The sequence below is a fragment of the Enterococcus larvae genome (assembly GCF_017830045.1).
GTDB lineage: Bacteria > Bacillota > Bacilli > Lactobacillales > Enterococcaceae > Enterococcus_L > Enterococcus_L larvae.
Window position 1 is genome coordinate 22339 of the sequence record NZ_JAEDXU010000001.1, and the last position, 19894, is coordinate 42232.

Here is a 19894-nt window from a genome sequence, read left to right on the forward strand (position 1 = left end):
TCCTGAGTAACTACTTCTCATTTTTTAAGCATAGACCTTTTATTCAGCTTGATTTTCTGCCAATAGCAACAGCTGTTTTTTACTAGTAATAATCATACGGATCCCCATAAATAAGCCGATCAGACAGATCACCGTTCCACTCAGTGCATTCATCAGCTGTTGAAAAGAACGTTCTGTTTCTACACCAAAAGAAGCAAACATTGCGGTCTGTAAAGAAAGCATTGCAACCATCGCTGTCATAAAGCTGACGGCTTTTATCGCTTTTAAAATTGGATCTTTTGTTTTCCGTGCTTTGATCAAATGGACGATCTCTTTCGATAAAAAATAGAAATCATAAAAAGCAACCGCATAAATCAACACGCCTTCGTAAATATGCCCACTGCCGGCTATTACAATGTGAACAACTGTCAGCTGAAGCAAGAGTGTGATCACTAATAAAAAAATGCCGCTCAAACGATAGGTCTTCCATTGATACGAACTGTGCATGCTCGGTTCAGTGATTTTTTTTAGTTTTCTACTACTTTTCAATAATAAGAAACGAACAACGGCTACTGCCAAATAGTAGCTTGCCAATATAACAAACCAAGAGGAGGAAGAAACCACTCCGGTCCAGCCCTTCGAGACCGCTAAAAGACTATTGAAGAATAGAGAACCATACGCCCCTGTTATCGTTCGAAACGAATAATCATTAAAAAATTTTGTCAACAGAGCGCTCTCTTCACTTAAGTGTCTCATCAGGTTCTTTATTGGATGACCCTTAGCATGAATGATCAGTGACCAAATCAATAGCAGCAGACTGCCGAACGCCATAACAAAAACAGGATAGATTCCCCATGTTGGGATGCTCATAGTATCCGGCAATAAAACAATCCATAAAGAGGCTCCTGCTGATAAAAGTAATAAGATACTGGTTGGTAAAAGCCTTGGTTGAATCCCCATGATTCGAGCCATCCATTCTTTCATCTTCGACCTCCCAAATAGCTGTTTTACTTAATATAGCATAGCATTGTTTCTGTTTTGTTAAAATACAGCATTTATTTCTTCAAAATCATTGTCGATTTTTAACGGCACCCAGTCGCTAGATCATTCAGAAATCAGCTTATCCAAGAAATCCCCAGAATAGTTACTTCACTTGGCAGGTTCTCTATCTGAAAGAACCCTTTTTCTATAATAAAGCTCAACAAAATACCACTTCGAGACTTTGGGCTCCAAATGCCTATTTTTCCGATGCCATCTAATGAAAAAACTGCTGTACCATGAAAGTTATCAATAGTGTACGTTAGTAAAAGTCGTTGATTTACAGGTACTCCAAAGACGTTTGCTGTTTCTCTTCTTTTTAGATCTATGGCTGCTGAATACTGCCTATTTTGATGTATATCCACTATTTTCCACCTCCATTATCCATTAAAAACAAGCTCTAATTGCTGTGTAGATAATACAATGACTACTGCAATCATTACCGCCAAAATAACCTCCACCATATCCTCACTTCCTTTGACCCAGATTTTTTCTAAAATTAACCTATGTCTTAAACATTGAATAACACTATGTATACAGCCAAATGAGCTTGGGACAGAAGTATTCAGCTCTGACAAATCTCGGCTTATTTCCGAAAAAACCACTTCTGTCCCACCGCTTACTCAGCTATAGATATAAAGGAGGCATGGAAATTTATTTATGTCTCAGCCTCAATTTGACTACTTTCTTCAACTCATTTTTTTCTTTTAACAATAAACGTGCCTACCGCCAACACTACGACGATCACAATTGCTGCAATAACTATTTTTACCATATTTCGGTTCCTCCTTATTTTATCTGTATAGTCATCGTTACTGTTTGACTAGCATTCAATAACGTATATACCACTCTTAAACCAGTGCACTTGCCTGTTCACAGGTACTATAGACCTCATCATATCGTTGTTCAATCAATGGGTTGAGTTCATTGACCTTTTCCTGACGAATTTTCCGATACACCCAATAAGGAATGATCCACCCTAGAAATCCCGGAATCGCCAGAATAATACTGGGCACCAGCAATCCTGCTATATAAGCAAAGACAGAGCCTGCCATAAAGGCTGTACCAATCAGTCCGAGCACATAAGCAGTACCAGCTGCTTTCGTATTCTTGGAAAACTCCAACCGATCGATTTCCGTAATAAGTCCATCTAGCTGACGTTGAAGTCTTGTTAGCTCACTCTTATTACGAATTTTTCGATCACGCTTGAATCGCATGGATATCTTTCCATTTCCCTGCATGGGCATCGTAGTTTCTACTAACTGCCAGCCCATACTAGCATAGCTGTCCACAAATAATGCCTCCAATGAACGATTTACTGTTGCTTCCTTATACTCATAACCGATAAAATCCTTATTTCTTTCTTCCATCATTTTTGTTCTCTCCTTCAATTAGTAACTGTTTTCTCTTGATCTGTTTGTATCTTACCGTCGTTTTGTTTCTGAATTACTTGTAAATTGTTTGTAAATTGTTAAAAACTCATAGTATCTATGAATCCTATTATAAAATGATACTTGCTTCTAATTTCTTTGTTCTATGCTTTGTAAAAAATCATTTTTCATGAAACAGTTTATTGAATAAATTATTTTTCCTTACTATACTATTAAATTTCGAAAAAAAGTAATAGAAAAAGACTGCCTCCTCGTCTTCAATGGACAAAGGAGGCAGCCTTTATATTCTATTGCAGAATTTTACATGTCATACCAGACTAAAGGAATTTCATACTCCATAATATAATCTGCATAACAACCTTCAGAATAGTTACTATTTTTGAACATGAGAACAATACTTTCTGATCCTGCCGGGATTTCAGAAACTTTGATTACTTTTTCATCTTGAGAGACTTCAATATTCTCTGTGTATCTATCTCTATCTGTTACAATTAGCTCTCCACCATCGAAATGACTAGAGAAAGTCACTGGGTTGGCAAAAACCAATTCTCTCGTTGTGTTTGATATCAAATGCTTCACTGTGCTTGTGGTCGGAGCAGCATAAGCGTAGCCAATAGATACCTCGGTTAGTTCAGGAAGCTCATCTAAAGGTGTCAAATCCAATACATTTTTCTCAAAGGAAAATGATTTTAATTTCTTCAGGTTTGTGACAAAATCTAAATCAGCAAAATGTTTTGGAAATTCGCTTCCAGGAAGATTAAAATGCAATGACTCCAAGTTAGTCATGGCACTGATTGGTCGATAATCCATAATACTTGTACCATACATAACTACCAGCTCTTTCAAGTTAGCAACATGTTGAAACCCGCTTAGATTAGCATTTAAAGGATCCTGACCAGCAATCGTATACAAAGAATCCATTTCTAAATCGGCCAAATCGGATTGAGTTGGAAGCTGATTTAGAAATGAACCAGCTAGGGCATCTCTCACATTAAAATCGGGGATATACACAGACTCATTTTCCTCTGCCGATACTGTTCCCCCAATAAATAGAGAACCCAACATTCCAACACATACCAATGTTCTTAAAAACATTTTTTTCACTTTCATTTTAAAATACCTCCTCAATATATAATAAAATAATAACATAAAGAACTTTATAAAAATCCATTAAATTTATTTTTTTCAATCATTTTCCTTCGGATAAAATCAAAAAAATGAATGTTTTTTATTTATTAAAATCATACAAAATACAGAACTCCCACATAAAAAAACAAATAGAAAGCATTTAAAATATTTGCACAGAATTCAGAAAGCATAAGCATCAAGCCACTAACTCAGCAGGCAAATCATTGACTATTCATTTCTATACAAAAAACAACGCATACTATTTGTAAAAAAAACATTGCGTTTCTACTTTTTATTTATTATAATAATTTTTCGAGTATAAATAATCTCAATAGAAAGCAGGAGGAATAAAATGAAAAAAGTAACATTGATCAGCGTGCTGACATTAGCATTGTTTGGGGCAAGCATTGGCACAGGAGTAACAGCTGCATTTGCAGAGCAAGGACAGGCAGTCACTCAAAATGAAGCAGGAGTGATTGAGCAGGAAAGAGAAAAACTGGAAGGCCTGGAAGATAAAGTTGCCGGTACCGACTATGAAGACGCTCTTAATCAATTGATTCCTGTGTTGGATAATCTTGAGCAAGATGTTAATGCTGCAGCAAATAAGGCGCGCTTTAATATGGTAACTATCTACGATCTTGATAGTATCGGCGTACGTCTACAGCTAATCACTGAAATCAGTAATGCGATTGCCTTTTCAGTTGAGCAACTAGGAAACAAAGTCGAACAAGCACACCGTGAACTTGGTGTCGAAATCACAAAAGCAGTTATCACTGTAGCTGATCCATTTGCCAGCGTATCAAAAATCGAACAGCAAATCGTTTCTCTACAAAACCTAATGGAGAAGGTACTAACTTATCCTGATCTAGACTTAAACGCAAAAGCAACTTATCCCGTAAAACAAAAGTTGGATGCTGCAATTTGGGCAACTCGCTTTGAAAGAGATAAAAAAATCTTAGGGAAAGTACCTTTTGCTGTATACAACGATTTAAACAAAGTGATCACTAGAGCCGTTGGAGTTCAGCTTAGCTTGAAATCAACAGTCGGTGATGTCAATGCAGCAATTCAAAGCTTAGAAAATGCTTTGGAGCTTGCATTAAGCTTTACAGAAGCAGCAAAATAGAGTCAAAAAAATCCCTCATGCAGCTGATGCTGCGTGAAGGATTTTTATTATTCAAGAGCAAAGAAGCACTAAATGAGACGAACTCTATCCATATCAGATACACAAGCTTTTTTGATTGATAGAAAAACATCATTCCAAAGAAATCTGGTACTTCTCGATCGTTTCTGACTGATTGAACAGCTTTACCGATTCAACTAGCAGTTCATCCATATAATCACCGTCAGACATGGTCATAAAGAACAGAATATCTTCTTTCTGATAGCCGTGCTTTTCAAACACTTCACTTTGAAGCGACTGGATATGCTTATTCAACAAACCCATTAATTGTTGCCCAAAGTTCCACTTTTCATCAGATCTTTTTGTAAAGTCGATTGGTGAACTTTCGACAATTTCTACAACTGTCTGATAAAGAAATTTAGGATATATTGCCTGCTTCCATTCAAAAAATTCCCAGATATTATGTGGATTATTCTCCGTATCGTGATCAGAGGCTACATAGAATCCATAATAATCATCCGTCGTAACAAATGCTATACTGTAAATTTTATCATTTGCCTCCGCTGATAAAGCTTCTTCAATAACTGAAGGCAATTGTTCCCTCAATTCTTGATCAAACTGTTCAAAAGTACCCATATTGTCCTCCCCTCGTTCTGCCCTTGATATTGCCCATTGGACAGCTGCTACTCGTCATAAGCTTGGAATTTTTTCAAATCATCGATCTGTAATTGATAGGCTTTTTTCCCGTCCGGCAGCAATGTCGACATTTGCGCCAATGCACAAATCGTTCGTTCCTTAAGCGGTGAGTCAATCCCTCCTGTGATCTTAATAACACCAAAGCCAACCGCAATCGTAAGTTGACAAGATTCAAAAATCATTTGTTCATTTTTAGAAATAAGATCGGGATCATCCGTCATTTTCATCGGATCAAGATACTCAATTTTCCATGAGTTCGCAACATAGACGGGTAAGCTGTCAAAATCCTCTACATCCTCTTCTTTAGCTAAGTGGTCTTCTATCATACGAAGGCTATCATTGCCGGTATCATTACCAAACGGTGCATAGTCATCGATAATATTATAGTACAGCTCATGGGTAAAATGATGGACAAAAAACGGATGTGAGGTCTTCTTCGCAACCCCCTCTTCTTCATCGTCATAATAATAAATGATTTCAGCAGTCACATCCTGCCAACCAGATAGCTCTGGAAGTTTCCCTGATAGGTAGCTCTGAAACAGCTCATGGCATTCCCTAACATCTTCTGTCTTTTTACGGAATTGCTGAAACTGTTTGCCGTCCTTAAACTGAATTTCAACCACGTAAATGCCCTTCTCCCATGCAACCTGAATGAAAGGACTTTTTTCAATCAAAGGCGTCGCTTCTAATATCAATATATGAGACTTTCCCTGATCAAGACCTTCGAAAGCCTTTGTGAGCGTTTCAGCAGTAACAGGTTCAATCATCTCATGCTCATTAAATAATTCAAATACTCTTTCTTTCATACCTATGCTCCTGACTTTTTCGTTTTAGTATCAACTGGTTTTTCTCTATAAGCACAGCTGATCTCTTCTACTATCATAACAAAGATAAAACAGTCAATCCAGATTCACTTCATTTGAGTAATAAAATACATGACTAACTAATTAACCATAAATAAAAAAACGACTGAACAGTCGCCTAATACCTCCGACTTGTTCAGTCATCTCTTTGTTGTGATCAGTTTTTGATTTGAGGAATCTTTCTTTGATCGGCTTCTACAAATTTGATAATTTGGATGACGATCATGATTGTAAATGCAGACAGAACTGCACTGACTAATGGTAGATCATTGATTGGGGAATTCCAAATGAAATGGAATAAAATAGGCGTTACCAACCATAATCGAACCGTTTTCTTTTGGATCGACTGATTCTTTGAAAGCAGGCAAATAACAGCTACAGAAAAAATGCAGGTCAAGGACCAGTGAGAGCTGATCGACCCTGAGATACGTTCCAAAGTTTTCGGAACAACTGTCTGAAAAGACTCTTGTGCCTCCATCACGATATAGGAGATATCTTCAATGATTTGAAAACCCAGACCAACACTCGCACCAACAATAAAGGCAGATTGTACATTCCTGCGATTCAACAGATACAAAATGACGAGCCCGCAGCAGAGCTTAAGTGCTTCTTCAACGAATGGCGCTGTCAACGCTGCGGACCAGTCCTCCAATGCTTTTGAGCTGCCAAATACATGCTTTAGACCTTCCAGCAGATAATCATTCCCATAGCCTGCCAACCAACCGGTCGCATAGGCTCCGCTGACAATTGACAACGGAATGATATATTTCGGGATTTTCCATCTTCCGGCATATTTTACAAGTAAATAGCAAATCGGGAGTATGTATATACCTAATAAGAAGAACGTGACTAATAATTCTAAATAATTGCCTGTCGAGAGTTCCAATCCTCCTAAGTCATTGAATTCATACTCTACCCCTATCGCAATGGATAATAAAATGAAAAACAACAGACTATTTCTCTTCATATCGTCTTCCTCCTCTAATGTCCATAGTCTTAGAAGCCAGGAGTTTGGCCTTCCTGCTTCACTAGTAAATATAGCATGAAATGTTTTATGCTGAAAATGTTAACCCGATTACCGGACGTAAAAAACACTTAAAGCAAGGTTAGTCGACCAACCATTACTTTAAGTGTTCTCATTTAACATCTAGTTGATTAGTTACGTTCAACTAATCAAGCTAAATTTTTACCATTCGACTCAATCACTTGCTTATACCAATCAAATGATTTTTTCTTATAGCGATTCATTGTGCCATTTCCATTATCGTCCAGATCAACATAGATGAACCCGTAACGCTTGCTCATTTCTCCTGTCGAAGCACTGACCAAATCAATACAACCCCAAGGCGTGTAACCCATCAAATCTACGCCATCTTCAATGGCTTTTTCCATAGCCTCAATATGCTGACGCAGATAATCAATACGGTAATCGTCTGCAACATAGAAATGCTCATCAACCTTGTCAATCGCTCCCAAACCATTTTCAACAATAAATAATGGTTTTTGGTAACGGTCATATAATTCATCCAACGCAATCCGCAGTCCTTCCGGATCGATTTGCCAGCCCCATTCACTCGCTTCCAAGAATGGGTTCCGAACGCCACCAAGTAGATTGCCGCCGACTTCTTCACTTTGCTCAGTGATCGTTACAGCAGTAGACATGTAGTAGCTGAAACCAATATAATCCACTGGATATTGCTTCAACAGCTCCAAATCACCATCAAGAATTTCCAGTTTATCTGCATCAATACCATATTTTTTGAAGATGCGACTCGTATATGCTGGGTATTCTCCACGAACCTGCACATCGGTACAGAAGAAATTGAACTCCTGATTTTGTTCCAATGTTGCCATTTGGTTGATTGGATTCGCATCTAAGCTATAAGTTGTCGCATAAATGATCATACAGCCGATTTGCAGATTCGGATCCAGCTCATGACCAATTTTTACCGCCAAACTACTTGCAACAAACTGGTTATGCCACGCTTGGAATAGATTCTGCTTATCTCCAGCACCTGTCTGCTTGATCAAGCCTTGACTTAAAACAGGCATATGGAATGCTGAATTGATTTCATTGAAGGTCATCCAGTATTTTACTTTTTTATGAAAGCGTGTCAAAACTATTTTCGCATAGCGTTCAAAGAATTCGATCAGCTGACGATTCTTCCAACCGCCGTATGCTACCGCTAAATTCAAAGGAAGCTCATAGTGAGAAATCGTAATGACTGGTTCAATATCATATTTTAAGCACTCATCGATCATTGACTCATAAAATGCTAAGCCAGCTTCATTTGGTTCAAGTTCATCTCCCTGCGGGAAGATACGCGCCCAAGCAATTGAGAAGCGATAGCATTTGAAGCCCATCTCTGCAAACAGCTTGATATCTTCCTTGAAACGATAATAGTGATCGATCCCACGATGGTTTGGATAAACATATTTTTCTTCATCAATCGACCAGTCAAATTCTTCACTGGATAATACTGCTAAGCGCTCTTTGCCACCCGGCATCGCATCTGCAACAGAAAGTCCTTTACCATCTTCACGATAACCACCTTCTAGCTGATTTGCGGCTGTCGCTCCGCCCCATAAAAACCCTTCAGGAAAACCGGTAATTTTTTTCATCGTCTGCTTCCTCCAAATCAATTATTTGATTACTACTAGAAAATCTTCGCCATGTAAAACATTCTCTTGAGACAAATCCAAAACATCTAAAAAATCATTGCTATTTGTCACAACGATCGGCGTTTCTACAGAGTATCCTTTTTCTGTGATCAACACTGCATCAAATTTTACCAACAAATCTCCTTTAGTAATTTTATCACCTGTTTTCACAAAAGTCTCAAAACCTTCGCCATTTAATTCAACCGTATCCATACCGATATGGATCAACAGCTCGATACCATCCTTTGAAGTGATTCCGATTGCATGTCCTGTTGGGAAAATCGTTGTGATCTCACCATCAACAGGTGCATATACACTACCGTCGTTCGGACGGATTGCCAAGCCTTTGCCCATCGCACCTGAAGCAAACACATCATCCTTTACTTCAGAAAGAGGTAGGATATCTCCACTGATTGGACTTGCTAATACGATCTTTTGTTCACCGGAAATTGCTGCATCACCTATACCATCGTCTGTTTTTTCGGCAGCTTCTGCTTGAACAGGATCATCAAATCCTAATACAAAGGTCAGAACAAATGCCAGAATAATCGCAATCCCAGTACCAATCGCTGCTGAAACCACACCAGAAGTATCATTTGAACCAGGAGCAATAAACCCAGGTAAACTGAAGACACTAACCAAACCAAAGACATAGTTTTTCGCACCGCTGAATGCTACGAACGCACCACCAACTGCACCACCGATACAGGCTGCAATAAATGGTTTTTTCAATGGTAATGTCACACCATAAACGGCAGGTTCTGTAATACCAAAAATAGACGTCAATGCGGCAGAAAGTGACAATCCTTTCATCTTCACATCTTTACTCTTCAAGAAGACAGCCAACGCAGCTCCTCCTTGCGCCATTACTGCCGGTAAAAGCATCGGCATCATAGAATCGATCCCACCGCCGGCTTCTGAAAGATTCAGCATCATGATCGGCACAAAGCCCCAATGCATACCGAACATAACAAACACTTGCCATAAACCACCCATAACAGCTCCAGCCAGTAAAGGACTCAAGCCGTAAATAGAGTTATAGGCACCACCAAGCAGATTACCTGCGACTGTCCCGATTGGACCAATCAAAATGAATGTCAATGGTGTCATTACTAAGAATACAGCTAGTGGAACAACAATGATCTGCAATGCATTTGGAACAACCTTTTTGAAGAAGCGTTCAACATACTGCATAACAAAAACTGCTAAAATAATTGGAATAACTGAAGATGTATAGCCGCTAGCACCCAAAATCACTGGGATACCGAAGAAGCTCAACTCTGTACCAGCCAACGCATTGATGCTTGGATGAACCAATGCCATCGCCAGACAGACTGCTAAAAACTGATTCGTATTGAATTTTTTTGCAGCAGTGAAGGCCAACAAGATTGGCAGATACGTGAATATACCATCAGCAACAGCAAACAATACCAGATAAACACCGGAATCAGCTGCCAGCCACCCCATTGTTAATGCCAGTGTCAGGAACCCCTTCAATACACCGGCACCAGCCATTGCACCTAAGAATGGTGTGAAAATCGAAGAAATAATATCAATCAACTGATTAAAGATATTGCCTTTTGCTCCTTCAGATTTCTCATTGGATTCGTTTCCTAAACCGCTTTGTGCCAGTAATTCTTTATAGACATCACTCACATGACTGCCGATAACAACCTGATACTGCCCGCCGCTTTGAACCACCTGGATGACATCCGGATCGTTCTTTAATTTTTCTGTTTCCGCAGCGCTTTCATCTTTTAAGTTGAAACGTAGTCGTGTTGCACAGTGAACAACGCTATTGACATTTCCTTCTCCACCTACTAGCGTAAGCACGCGCTTCGCTGTCTCTTGATTTTTACTCATTGTTCTCCCTCTTTCTGTTTTTATATATAAGAAAAACCCAAATTGAAAAAATAGCAGTACAAAGCAGTGTTGTACTCACTTATCTTTTCAATCCGGGTTTAGCCTGCATAACCAGTAACAATCCTATGATTGAGTATTATTCGTTTTTTTCTCCCACCAGTCGCTGAATATGAATGGTCAGGTAAGTTTGCTCTGCTTTGCCAACGGGCTTATCGTATTTCGTCACTAAGTACTGATTGATACGCTGCACCGATTGGAAAGCCTTTGGATATTTTGATTGAATCAGCTCGTAAAGAAATTCATCTTCCTCACTGTTCAGCTCATCCTTTAGGTATCGCTGACTAAAAAATTGTAAGTGGGTAACCATTCGTTGATAGTTCAAGGAATCCTCGTCGAAGGGTAATCCGAAGTATCTGCTGATGATCGTCAACACATTCCCAACGATCTCAGTAGCAGTCATCGTTTCTTCCATCGTGTTATTACCTTGCTCGCCATTCACGATATGAAAAGCAATAAAACCGGCTTCATCATCGGCGAATTCCACATCAAATTGCTCATTGATCAGTTGAATCCCTTGTCTGGCAATATCGAATTCTTTAGGGTAAAACTTGCGTGTTTCATATTTTAGCGGATTAGGAAGCTCGATACCTTCCCTCGCCCGAGCAATCGCATAATGAATGTGGTCAGTCAAGGTCAGATACACATTAGAAGAAAGTTCTGTGCCTAACTGCTCCTCAGCCAGATCAACAATTCTTTTTACAGCTTCCACCTCTTCAGAAGGCAGATCAGAAAACAATTGTTGAAATTGTGTAGAAAGAACGGAATCCTTCAGCACAAATTCTTTTTCAACGAATTCCTGCTGGATCTCATCGCCAACCTTCTTTTTAAAGGCTAGTCCTCTTCCCATATAGACAGTTTCTTCGCCTGAACTGTTCCGCGCCATCACTACATTGTTATTCAATATTTTTTCAATAATCATAATGAACGCTCCCCACTCCAAAATAAAAAAACCTAGAATCCTCCTACTGCTTCGACTAAATATAGCCTACATAAGTTGATTCTGGTTTTGCCTGCCTAACAGTAACAATCCATTAACGTAATCAGAATAACACGTATTTTTTGAATTTACAAGCTGAAAAAGCGATTTAATTTATTTTTGTTGAAAACCCTATCAATCCTACGTGAATAACGAATGTTTTTAAAATAGACAGTCATATTTACTATTCATACAAGAACCAAGATCCCGTTTTCTTTCTTTGCGGGGTAGATGTTTTCTTCAAATAAACACACCCTGTCCCTGCTTTCACAAGAAGCACTCCTCATTGAAAAAGGGGGAGATGATTTACTCTTCAGACCCCAACTCAACAGTATCCCTCAGTTAGCAAAGTCGACTATTCAACTTTTTTTATAGAAGCGGATTTGATTGTCCTTTCGAAACTCGTTATCTCCGTATCTACAAGGCTATTTCAAGCTCTGAATTGTAGATAAAATTAAATTCCCTTGCCATTTTTGATCTATTACTCACTCAGAACCCCTGCAATTGATTTAATGGTAAAAATTTCACCTTAGCTATTCCAATAATCTGTTCCTCCTTGACTAAGCCGTAATGTCGACTATCTGTCGAATAGGGGCGATTATCCCCCAAAAATAAATAGCGGTCATCCGGAATAACTGTCATTTCCCCTAACATGGAAAGAGAAAAATCCTCTGTAAAATTTTTTCCATTCTTTTGACTCTGATTTACCTTTTCTACAAGAAATTTTTCATCCAACGGTTGATTATTGATGAATAAGGTATCATCCTTATACTGCAGCTTATCTCCAGGCAGACCAATAACACGACGAACGTGGGTATTTTCTCCCCTTGAAAAAACCGCCAAATCAAACCGCTGGAGCCTATCTGTCTTTCTTACCAGCAAGACATTGCCATCTCTTAGTGTTGGAGACATACTAAAACCACGAACAGTAACCAACGTAAAGAAAAAAGAGGCAAGCAGGACAGACAAAACTAGCCCAAGAAGAACGGATAAGGATATCTCTTTGACAAAACTTCTGCTCCGTTTTTTCTTCCTATTCCCAGCCTTCAAAAAAGAAGGCTGACTTTGATGCTTCTTCCGGCCTTTTTTTTGAGACAACAAGGTGTTTGTTTGGATATTTCCACTGGTAGTTGTTCTCTTTCGTACCTGTGTCTGCTTTTTTTCCATCATTAAATAGCTCTGGTTACTCTTCTAAAAGGGCAGATTCATCCACCTGATAATACTCAAATGCAGCTTTTTCATATTCCTTTATTCTATCCGCATCATTCAAAAATTCTCCGACTAAATCCATATTGGCGAAAAAGTTTTTGGTCTGAGTACTCGTATTCATCCCGATTTGCATGAGTGAAGTATAATAACGGTTAAGAGCCAGCTGCCCCTCCTTTGAATTGACATTGCTTGCCTTTTTCGTTCCATAGCTCGCTAACGTTGCAGCTAAATAACGAATATTTTGTTGGATCTTGATCTCATCCTCTTCCTGATTTCCAGCTTTTAACAGCTGTTCTTCAAAATCTCTAAGTAGGTAATATCCTTTTACTACCAAATCAGAATCCTCTGTCGTCAGATTTCTCGATTGATAATAGGAAATATAAAATGAACCACCGGAAAAACTCATCGTCAGTAGAAGGAAAACGACGAAAGAAGTTACACTTCTTCTCTTCTTTTTTTTGAGTTGATTCAGCCTCTTCCTAAGCTGCTTCTTCTTTTTATTTTTCACTCGTCTAGTCGATAGCTTTTGGATTTTTCTTCTAATCACTGCAAATTGAACAAGGAAATAAACTGTACCAATGAAAAAGAGGATCGCAGCAACAACAACGCCAATAAATATACTATCTAAAACTGACATAATCCCCGGCTCCTAATCTTTTTTCTTCCTGTTCCTTTTTCTTCTGTGCGCATCTGCTCTTTGTCGATTTTTTTTGATCATAAGAATAATAAAGAAAATAATCCCGATGACTGCTAATACACTAACAACAATGATTGCTATTAACTTCCAGTCCAGCCCTTTTTCCTGAACAAGACCTACATCCCGCTCATTGAATTTATCGGCTTCTTCATTTGTTATCTCAAAATCTTCTGACCATTCCCATTTACGATTGCCGGATGTTACCAATATTGCAGCAGTGTATTCTCCCGCTGCCATTCGTTCGCCATTCATACTGATTGGAAATTTAAGAAATGTGTTAGGCGCCATTCGCATCGCTGTCTGCTTCCGCTCGTAAAGGACACTGTTGTTTCCTTTTTTATTTATCTGAACCTCTACTGTCATATCATTTAAATAAGATGCAATTACGTTGGAGAAGTCTACAAAGATAGCATTTCTATGATTATCCTGATCTGCGTAAACACTGTTCAATGCCAAATCGGCTTCGGGAAGATCTTCTGATTCCTGTAAAAGAACCCCTACAACATATGCATATTGATTGATGATCCTAGAACCACCTTCGTCGGAGGCTTGCTCGTCTTGGTTAGCCCTCATTAACTGAATCCCTCCGGCTATCACACCGTCAATACCTGTATCCGGCATTTGTATCTTCATAGCCAAATGCTTTGTCTCTCCCGGCTCGAGTGTAATAGAATCTGGACCAGTGACAATATCAGTGAAATCAAACTTCAGTGACGGATCATTTTCAATATCAGAATCGCCATATTCAATCACGCCATTTTGATTTGTTTTAGCTCCGTTCAAGCTTACATTTATTTCTACAATTTCTGTACTGGGATTACTCAGTGAAATTTGGATCGTCTGTTCTTGCCCTTGACTCATTTTCAGCTTGAAGTAGCCAATATCTTCTTCCATTTGATTATCTGGAAAATTGATGCTGTAAGTAAAGCCCGTTGCTCCTGACACATCACCACTTTCGTCAGCAAATACTGCTCCCTCAGTTGAAAAAAATGATACAAATACCATTGTCAAAAAAGTAAATACTACTATTGGATGTAGCCGTCTCTCCATAATTAAAAACCTCATTCTCATCTTTATTTCTATGTAAACATACCTTCTTTGTCAAAAAGCTTAGCCGATCTACTCACGCTTTCATAAACAGAATATAAAACAGAAGCATTGCTCCTGAAGATAAATCGAAATATCCGACGATTCCTCAATATTTCTTTCTATCCACAAGAGCGAAACACTCCTGTCCTTATCTCAACAAAGTGAGTAAATTATGCTGCTGCTACAATTGACCAAGTGATTTTAGCAGTATATGTGTCTTCCGCCATGTTAGAAGCTGTTGCCGCTGGAACTGTCAGCAATACAGATTCAGCATCTGTTCCTGGAGTTCCAGTTGTAGAAGTCTCACTTTGACCAAACTCAATGATATAACGACCTTTACCTTCTTGAGCATCTTTATCCGCTGTAACAACTGTTGATGCAACATTCAATTGTAGTGTGAATGCTGATGAAACGTTAGAAGGAACCGTATTTGTGTTATCGCCTTGTGCTACTGCCATTCCGTTGTTGTATGAAACAGTTGAAGAAGTCAATACATTAGAAGCGTCTGTTCCTGTAAACTGTTGTGTCATTTTAGCTGATATTGTGTAGCCGAAAGAACTTGCTGAACGGATGTCGCGCCATTGTACATAAGCACCACGTGTTTCAGTTCCACCACCAAAGCTCATTGGCAATGCGTAAGCTGTTACTTCATTTGCAGAAGTTTTGATTGTACCAAAATCCAAGTCTGTTGTTTTTTCAATCATCAAAGCACCAAGATCCGGGTTTGTATTCTCGTCTGGTCCATCAGGATCTGGTTCTGGTAAAATCTCATCTGGATCTTCTGGATCGACTGTCCCAGGAATTTGCTCGTCTCCGCCTTCTTCAACGATAACATTTCCTGTTGAATCTAGCTCAGTTGCATCCGCAAATGCCGTCATTGGTGAAAGTGCTCCTACTGTCAGTGCAGCTACTAATGCAGCTGAAGATAATGTTCTAAGTTTCATATGTGTTTTTCCTCCTAAGATATGTGTGTAGTGTTTTTCTATTTGATACTCAGGTTTCCCTGAGGGCATCACAATTTTATGGTAGTGCTGCAAGAATCCAAGTAATTTCTGTTTCATAATAAACCGGATGTATTTTTACCTTTTCAGGTATAGATAGAGTGATAGCAGAATTGCTGTACATCGGTTTATTGTATAGTTCATCAATCACAGGATTACCTGCTTGATCAATAACTGGTGCTAGAGTCGCTTCCTGATTATCGGTATTGGTTTTTGAAGCACCAAAGCTGATTGTCCAAACACCTCTACCTGTTCCAACAGTTGCTGTCGCCAGCTCATACGCCGTATTATTTGCACTTAATGCAATCGTTTCTCTTGTAACATTAGGTGCATCACTGGAGCTACTGCTGTTAGCCCAAGCTTTATCCAATGAAAGAACAGAGCCTATCAGTTCCTGCTCATCAGCATTTTGAATCACAGAATTTCTAAAAGGATGGTTCTGTTTCACTTGTAATGTCCATCCTGTGGACGTTGTTCGTTGGTCGGTAATTTGAATATAACTGCCTCTAGCTGCTGTGTCGCTAAAAAACTGCTGCGCCAACCCTTTATAGACTCGTTCGCTTTCCGTGATTTGAACATCACCAAAATCCAATGAAGAAGCATAATCAATACGTAATGTACCTTTTGTCGATGGCCCTTCACCAGGATTGACTGTATCCTCCGGATTTTCCGGATCAACCGGAACTGTCGTATCACTGACTTCTACTTTTATAGATCCATCACTTCCTAAGGAATTCTCCGTTGCTTGAGCAGCATTACCTGTTGCACTTATTGACAAAAGCAGCAATATCGCTGAACCAATAAGTCTTTGCTCCCAACATCTCATGGCTTGTCCCCCTCTCTACGTTTACGTAAAAAGAGCAGTGACAATAAAATGAGTAGTATACTGCTGCCGATAAAGCTGTAATTCTTTATAAGTTCACCTGTGCTGGGATATTTCCCGGCTGGCTTCTCCACAGTGGCGGAGTCGGTTATTTCACTTGTACTCGGTTGACTTGTATTCGGTTCATCTGATGTGGTTGACTCAGTGGATGAACTTGTCGTTGATCCTTCGTAAAATGAGATCTTACCACCCGTTTTTACCTGTCCTCCTGCTCCATCACTCGCATGGACAACAACTGGAGTACTAAAAATACTTAGAATCACAACCCAGGAGCAGAATAGAACGATTATTTTCTTACATCTCATTTTTTTCTCTCCTTCTAAGGCTGACCGGCCATCACTTTCCAAGTAATCACGCCGACATAATCTCCTGTATAAACAATATCCGATGATTCGATTTGAAGTTTCACACCATCTGTACCAGCGGAATCTCCCCAAGTATCACTTATGTTCAATACCCCTGCGGCTCCTGTGGTATTCAAGTAAACTGGTACCGCATTACTATCTAAAATTGTTTCATCTCCGTTATAGACATAGCGTAATGCGTTGTTCAATATCTTCCCATCTTGATTTTTCATCGGCGCAGATAATGTAGCTGTTAAGTGCCAACCATCTTCAGCACTAGCTCTAGTATCAGTTACCACCAAGTTTTCATCAAAATAGGGGTTCTCTACTCGCTTAGCAGTTGCATTATATGTGAGTGAACCAAAATCCAACGCACTAGGTACGGAAGTCAAACTCAAAAGTCCTCGTATTTTATATTGAACAGTAACTGTCGCTGCATTGATTGCTACCGCAGTTTCATTCGACGGACGTTCAGCTATTTCGTAGCCAGCAGTTTCCAGATTTGCTAATTGTGCTGTCACATTTGGTTGCTGCAGCAGATTGATCGTATCGCCAATCTGAGCATCTATAGTGACTGTGTATCCTGAAAGCACCTGATTCACTTCATTAACAAATTCAACCGTCAAAACAGATGAGATATCTGTTTGCTTAAAGACATATTTGACAGTGATATTAGTTTCAGGTATTTCCAGCCTATCTTCATCATCAGGTCTGGCTATCACTTCATAGTGATCTCCCAAAAGATCATCGATTACTGCAGTTATAGCTGTATCTCCAGTCAAATCAACGATTGATACAACATCTTTTAATTGTGTAATCGGTGTCCGCAAATTGTTATCCTCTTCGTCAACAAACCTGACTGTTAAAGAAACTTGATTTCTCTTATAGTAAAAATTGACAGTTTGCGGTGTATCGGTAAAGTTTCCTGTAGCTGATCCTTCTGTACGATCATACGTATAATACGGAATAGCCTGTGGTGATTCAGAAAAGCCTTCTCCAAGCTCGCCATAAATCGTTTTACTATTTACTCCCGCAATCGGCGTGCCCGAATCATTCAAATAATGAAACGTAACACTTCCTATATTGGGGATAGTAACAACTGCTTCACCAGAAATTCCCCAGGCAGCTCCCGAAGCAGAAAAGACTTCTACTACTGTAGCAAGTGATATATCATCATCATCTGTTGTTACCTCCGCATCAAAAGTCAGATCATATGCCCGGCTAGTTGTTAGCTGTAAATTAGACAATTTGATTGTTTGATTTGATATTTCCAACTGGCTGTCATCCACAGGATTGCCGTCAAAAAATACTGTTCCACTCTTATATGCTAATCCCTCTGGTAAGTTGATTACAACAGAGGCTCCATCTCCGCTCAAAATTGCATCCTCATCGGGTACAATAGAATCGGTGAAGCGAACTGTATCATTTTTGAAGGCTTTTACAGTAGTATCTATCGCTGAGCTTTGAGTAATATTCTGAACTTTTAAATCATGTGTTGTATTCCCTGGAATTTCCGTCATGGCGATTCTGGCATCCATCATTAACTGACCTGTTGCACCAGTAAATCCCCAGTACACTGATGTACCGCCAAATGCTGTATTCAAATTAGCCACAGTATACGAGTTACTTCCAAAACCATCAATTGTATAATGAAGTGTTCGTGTTGCTGCATCCCATCGAATATCCAGTGTTCGCCAAGTATCATTTGACATTCGATCAGCTGCTGTAGCACTATTGGTTGGAGCGACTAGCAATCCATGGTGTGTTCTGTTTGCGGATTGATCATTTCGGCCTGCTGGAATCATGACAGCAATATGCCCTCCACTAGTGGAGACATTTGAATCGATATTTCCGTTGTTGAAGGGGTCGAATTCCAAGGCAATAGCATTTCGAATAAAATTGCTGGAATTAGCTGAATTGACACTATAGATACCTAGCCCCGCTCCCCCCGGTCCCACAACTGTATTAGGAGTCGTTTCCATCCTTGGATCATTCTGAAAAGCCATCGTGATACCATCTGCAACTGTGCTGTTTGAAGTTGTTGTTCCATTATTCCCATTCCCCAAGTAGATATATGAGGTAAATGAAAAATCTCTTAATAGATTAATTTTCCGCTTAGACCAAATTGCTCCGGTCTGGGAATTTCCCCCGACGATTTGAAGAACTCTTCCTTCATCCATCAGGTTTGGCCCTGAACCGATTGGACTTCTAAACACATCCGATAAAGAGATTGAGTCTGTCGGAAAGACATTAGCCCCTGACCATGAGCCAGTTCGCAGTTCATTAGCAGCTGAAAACTCCGCCAAAGCCGTAAAATCAAGATTCCTTTCAACAATCAATCCACCCTTTGGATCAAACAGTCTGATTACAGATTGCTCTGAATCATCACTTTTTTGAACTTCAACGGTCAAATCAAATGACTGGGCATCCTCGCTAAAAAAAACGACTTTTTTCGATGTACCATCTCCATTGTCTAAGACAGCTACTTTATCCTCATCCTTATTGATGATGCCGGCTTCTATCGTCTCAGCCGTCACCTCATCCACCCCTTCAAAATCAAATGTATATTCTCCAGATTCAGGATTCGGAATCGATATATCAATAAGCAGCTTATCCTCTTCAAGAGTCGTCCTTGTTTTAACAATTGTTTCCGTTTCTGCTCCTCGTATCAAGGATATGTCGTTATTCCAGATAACAAGTACAGCCGTCAATAATAAAACGATAATTGAGCCAAGTACCCAAGACTTTTTTCCGATTTTCATTTAGTTACTTCATCTCCTTTCTCATACTTCTATGTATGCCTGTCTCAAAGACATACAAATCTATTTCAATTTCAAAAAAGGAGAGGATGCTTAGATTTCATATTATGTTATTCCCTCAACTTTTCCTGAAAAGA

The 19894-nt window shown here is 39.3% G+C and carries 18 protein-coding genes; 1 reads left to right on the forward strand and 17 read right to left on the reverse strand.

The genetic code is table 11. The features are described 5' to 3' along the window. Positions 1-39 precede the first annotated feature (39 nt). The 4 genes from I6N96_RS00095 to I6N96_RS00110 form a co-directional block, all read right to left on the reverse strand. On the reverse strand, positions 40-963 hold the full coding sequence (locus tag I6N96_RS00095) for a hypothetical protein (RefSeq protein WP_209555468.1): 924 nt from the start codon (positions 961-963) through the stop codon (positions 40-42). A 131-nt stretch (positions 964-1094) separates the two neighbouring features. Continuing rightward, positions 1095-1382 (reverse strand): hypothetical protein, encoded by a 288-nt coding sequence (locus tag I6N96_RS00100; RefSeq protein WP_209555469.1) that lies wholly within the window; start codon positions 1380-1382, stop codon positions 1095-1097. 486 nt (positions 1383-1868) lie between these two features. After that, a complete protein-coding gene (locus I6N96_RS00105; RefSeq protein WP_209555470.1) occupies positions 1869-2390 on the reverse strand; it encodes a hypothetical protein in 522 nt (173 codons plus the stop codon). Between the two features lie 318 nt (positions 2391-2708). Further along, positions 2709-3518 carry a hypothetical protein gene (locus I6N96_RS00110; protein ID WP_209555471.1) on the reverse strand — a complete coding sequence of 270 codons (810 nt, stop codon included), beginning with the start codon at positions 3516-3518 and terminating at the stop codon, positions 2709-2711. Positions 3519-3888: 370 nt separating this feature from the next. Here I6N96_RS00110 and I6N96_RS00115 point away from each other — a divergent pair, with 370 nt between their 5' ends. Then, complete coding sequence (locus I6N96_RS00115; RefSeq protein WP_209555472.1) at positions 3889-4659, forward strand: CAMP factor family pore-forming toxin; 771 nt, start codon at positions 3889-3891, stop codon at positions 4657-4659. Positions 4660-4788: 129 nt separating this feature from the next. Here the strand turns inward: I6N96_RS00115 and I6N96_RS00120 are convergent, their stop codons facing one another. The 13 genes from I6N96_RS00120 to I6N96_RS00180 form a co-directional block, all read right to left on the reverse strand. Beyond that, on the reverse strand, positions 4789-5292 hold the full coding sequence (locus I6N96_RS00120) for a DUF4303 domain-containing protein (protein WP_209555473.1): 504 nt from the start codon (positions 5290-5292) through the stop codon (positions 4789-4791). Positions 5293-5339: 47 nt separating this feature from the next. After that, entirely contained in the window at positions 5340-6158 is an 819-nt protein-coding gene (locus tag I6N96_RS00125) for a hypothetical protein (protein ID WP_209555474.1), read from the reverse strand. A gap of 214 nt (positions 6159-6372) precedes the next feature. Next, positions 6373-7182 (reverse strand): PrsW family glutamic-type intramembrane protease, encoded by an 810-nt coding sequence (locus I6N96_RS00130; RefSeq protein ID WP_209555475.1) that lies wholly within the window; start codon positions 7180-7182, stop codon positions 6373-6375. A 206-nt stretch (positions 7183-7388) separates the two neighbouring features. Next, complete coding sequence (locus I6N96_RS00135) at positions 7389-8837, reverse strand: glycoside hydrolase family 1 protein (protein ID WP_209555476.1); 1449 nt, start codon at positions 8835-8837, stop codon at positions 7389-7391. A gap of 21 nt (positions 8838-8858) precedes the next feature. Further along, a complete protein-coding gene (locus I6N96_RS00140) occupies positions 8859-10739 on the reverse strand; it encodes a beta-glucoside-specific PTS transporter subunit IIABC (protein ID WP_209555477.1) in 1881 nt (626 codons plus the stop codon). Positions 10740-10875: 136 nt separating this feature from the next. Then, on the reverse strand, positions 10876-11718 hold the full coding sequence (licT, locus tag I6N96_RS00145) for a BglG family transcription antiterminator LicT (protein WP_209555478.1): 843 nt from the start codon (positions 11716-11718) through the stop codon (positions 10876-10878). A 546-nt stretch (positions 11719-12264) separates the two neighbouring features. Continuing rightward, positions 12265-12945 carry a signal peptidase I gene (lepB, locus tag I6N96_RS00150; protein ID WP_245186787.1) on the reverse strand — a complete coding sequence of 227 codons (681 nt, stop codon included), beginning with the start codon at positions 12943-12945 and terminating at the stop codon, positions 12265-12267. 13 nt (positions 12946-12958) lie between these two features. Continuing rightward, entirely contained in the window at positions 12959-13621 is a 663-nt protein-coding gene (locus tag I6N96_RS00155; protein ID WP_209555479.1) for a hypothetical protein, read from the reverse strand. Positions 13622-13633: 12 nt separating this feature from the next. After that, the gene (locus I6N96_RS00160) at positions 13634-14731 is read right to left on the reverse strand and encodes a WxLIP family cell surface protein (RefSeq protein WP_209555480.1); all 1098 of its coding nucleotides are present in this window, start codon (positions 14729-14731) and stop codon (positions 13634-13636) included. A gap of 209 nt (positions 14732-14940) precedes the next feature. Further along, positions 14941-15714, reverse strand: coding sequence for a WxL domain-containing protein (locus tag I6N96_RS00165; RefSeq protein WP_209555481.1), 774 nt, complete (start codon positions 15712-15714; stop codon positions 14941-14943). A 76-nt stretch (positions 15715-15790) separates the two neighbouring features. After that, entirely contained in the window at positions 15791-16597 is an 807-nt protein-coding gene (locus I6N96_RS00170; RefSeq protein ID WP_209555482.1) for a WxL domain-containing protein, read from the reverse strand. Continuing rightward, positions 16594-16959, reverse strand: a complete 366-nt coding sequence (locus I6N96_RS00175) for an EF2685/EF0750 family sortase-dependent surface protein (RefSeq protein WP_209555483.1) — start codon at positions 16957-16959, stop codon at positions 16594-16596. Before I6N96_RS00175 ends, I6N96_RS00170 begins: the two co-directional genes overlap by 4 nt. A gap of 14 nt (positions 16960-16973) precedes the next feature. Further along, positions 16974-19760: a lectin-like domain-containing protein gene (locus I6N96_RS00180; RefSeq protein ID WP_209555484.1), complete on the reverse strand. Its 2787-nt coding sequence runs from the start codon at positions 19758-19760 to the stop codon at positions 16974-16976. Positions 19761-19894: the final 134 nt, after the last annotated feature.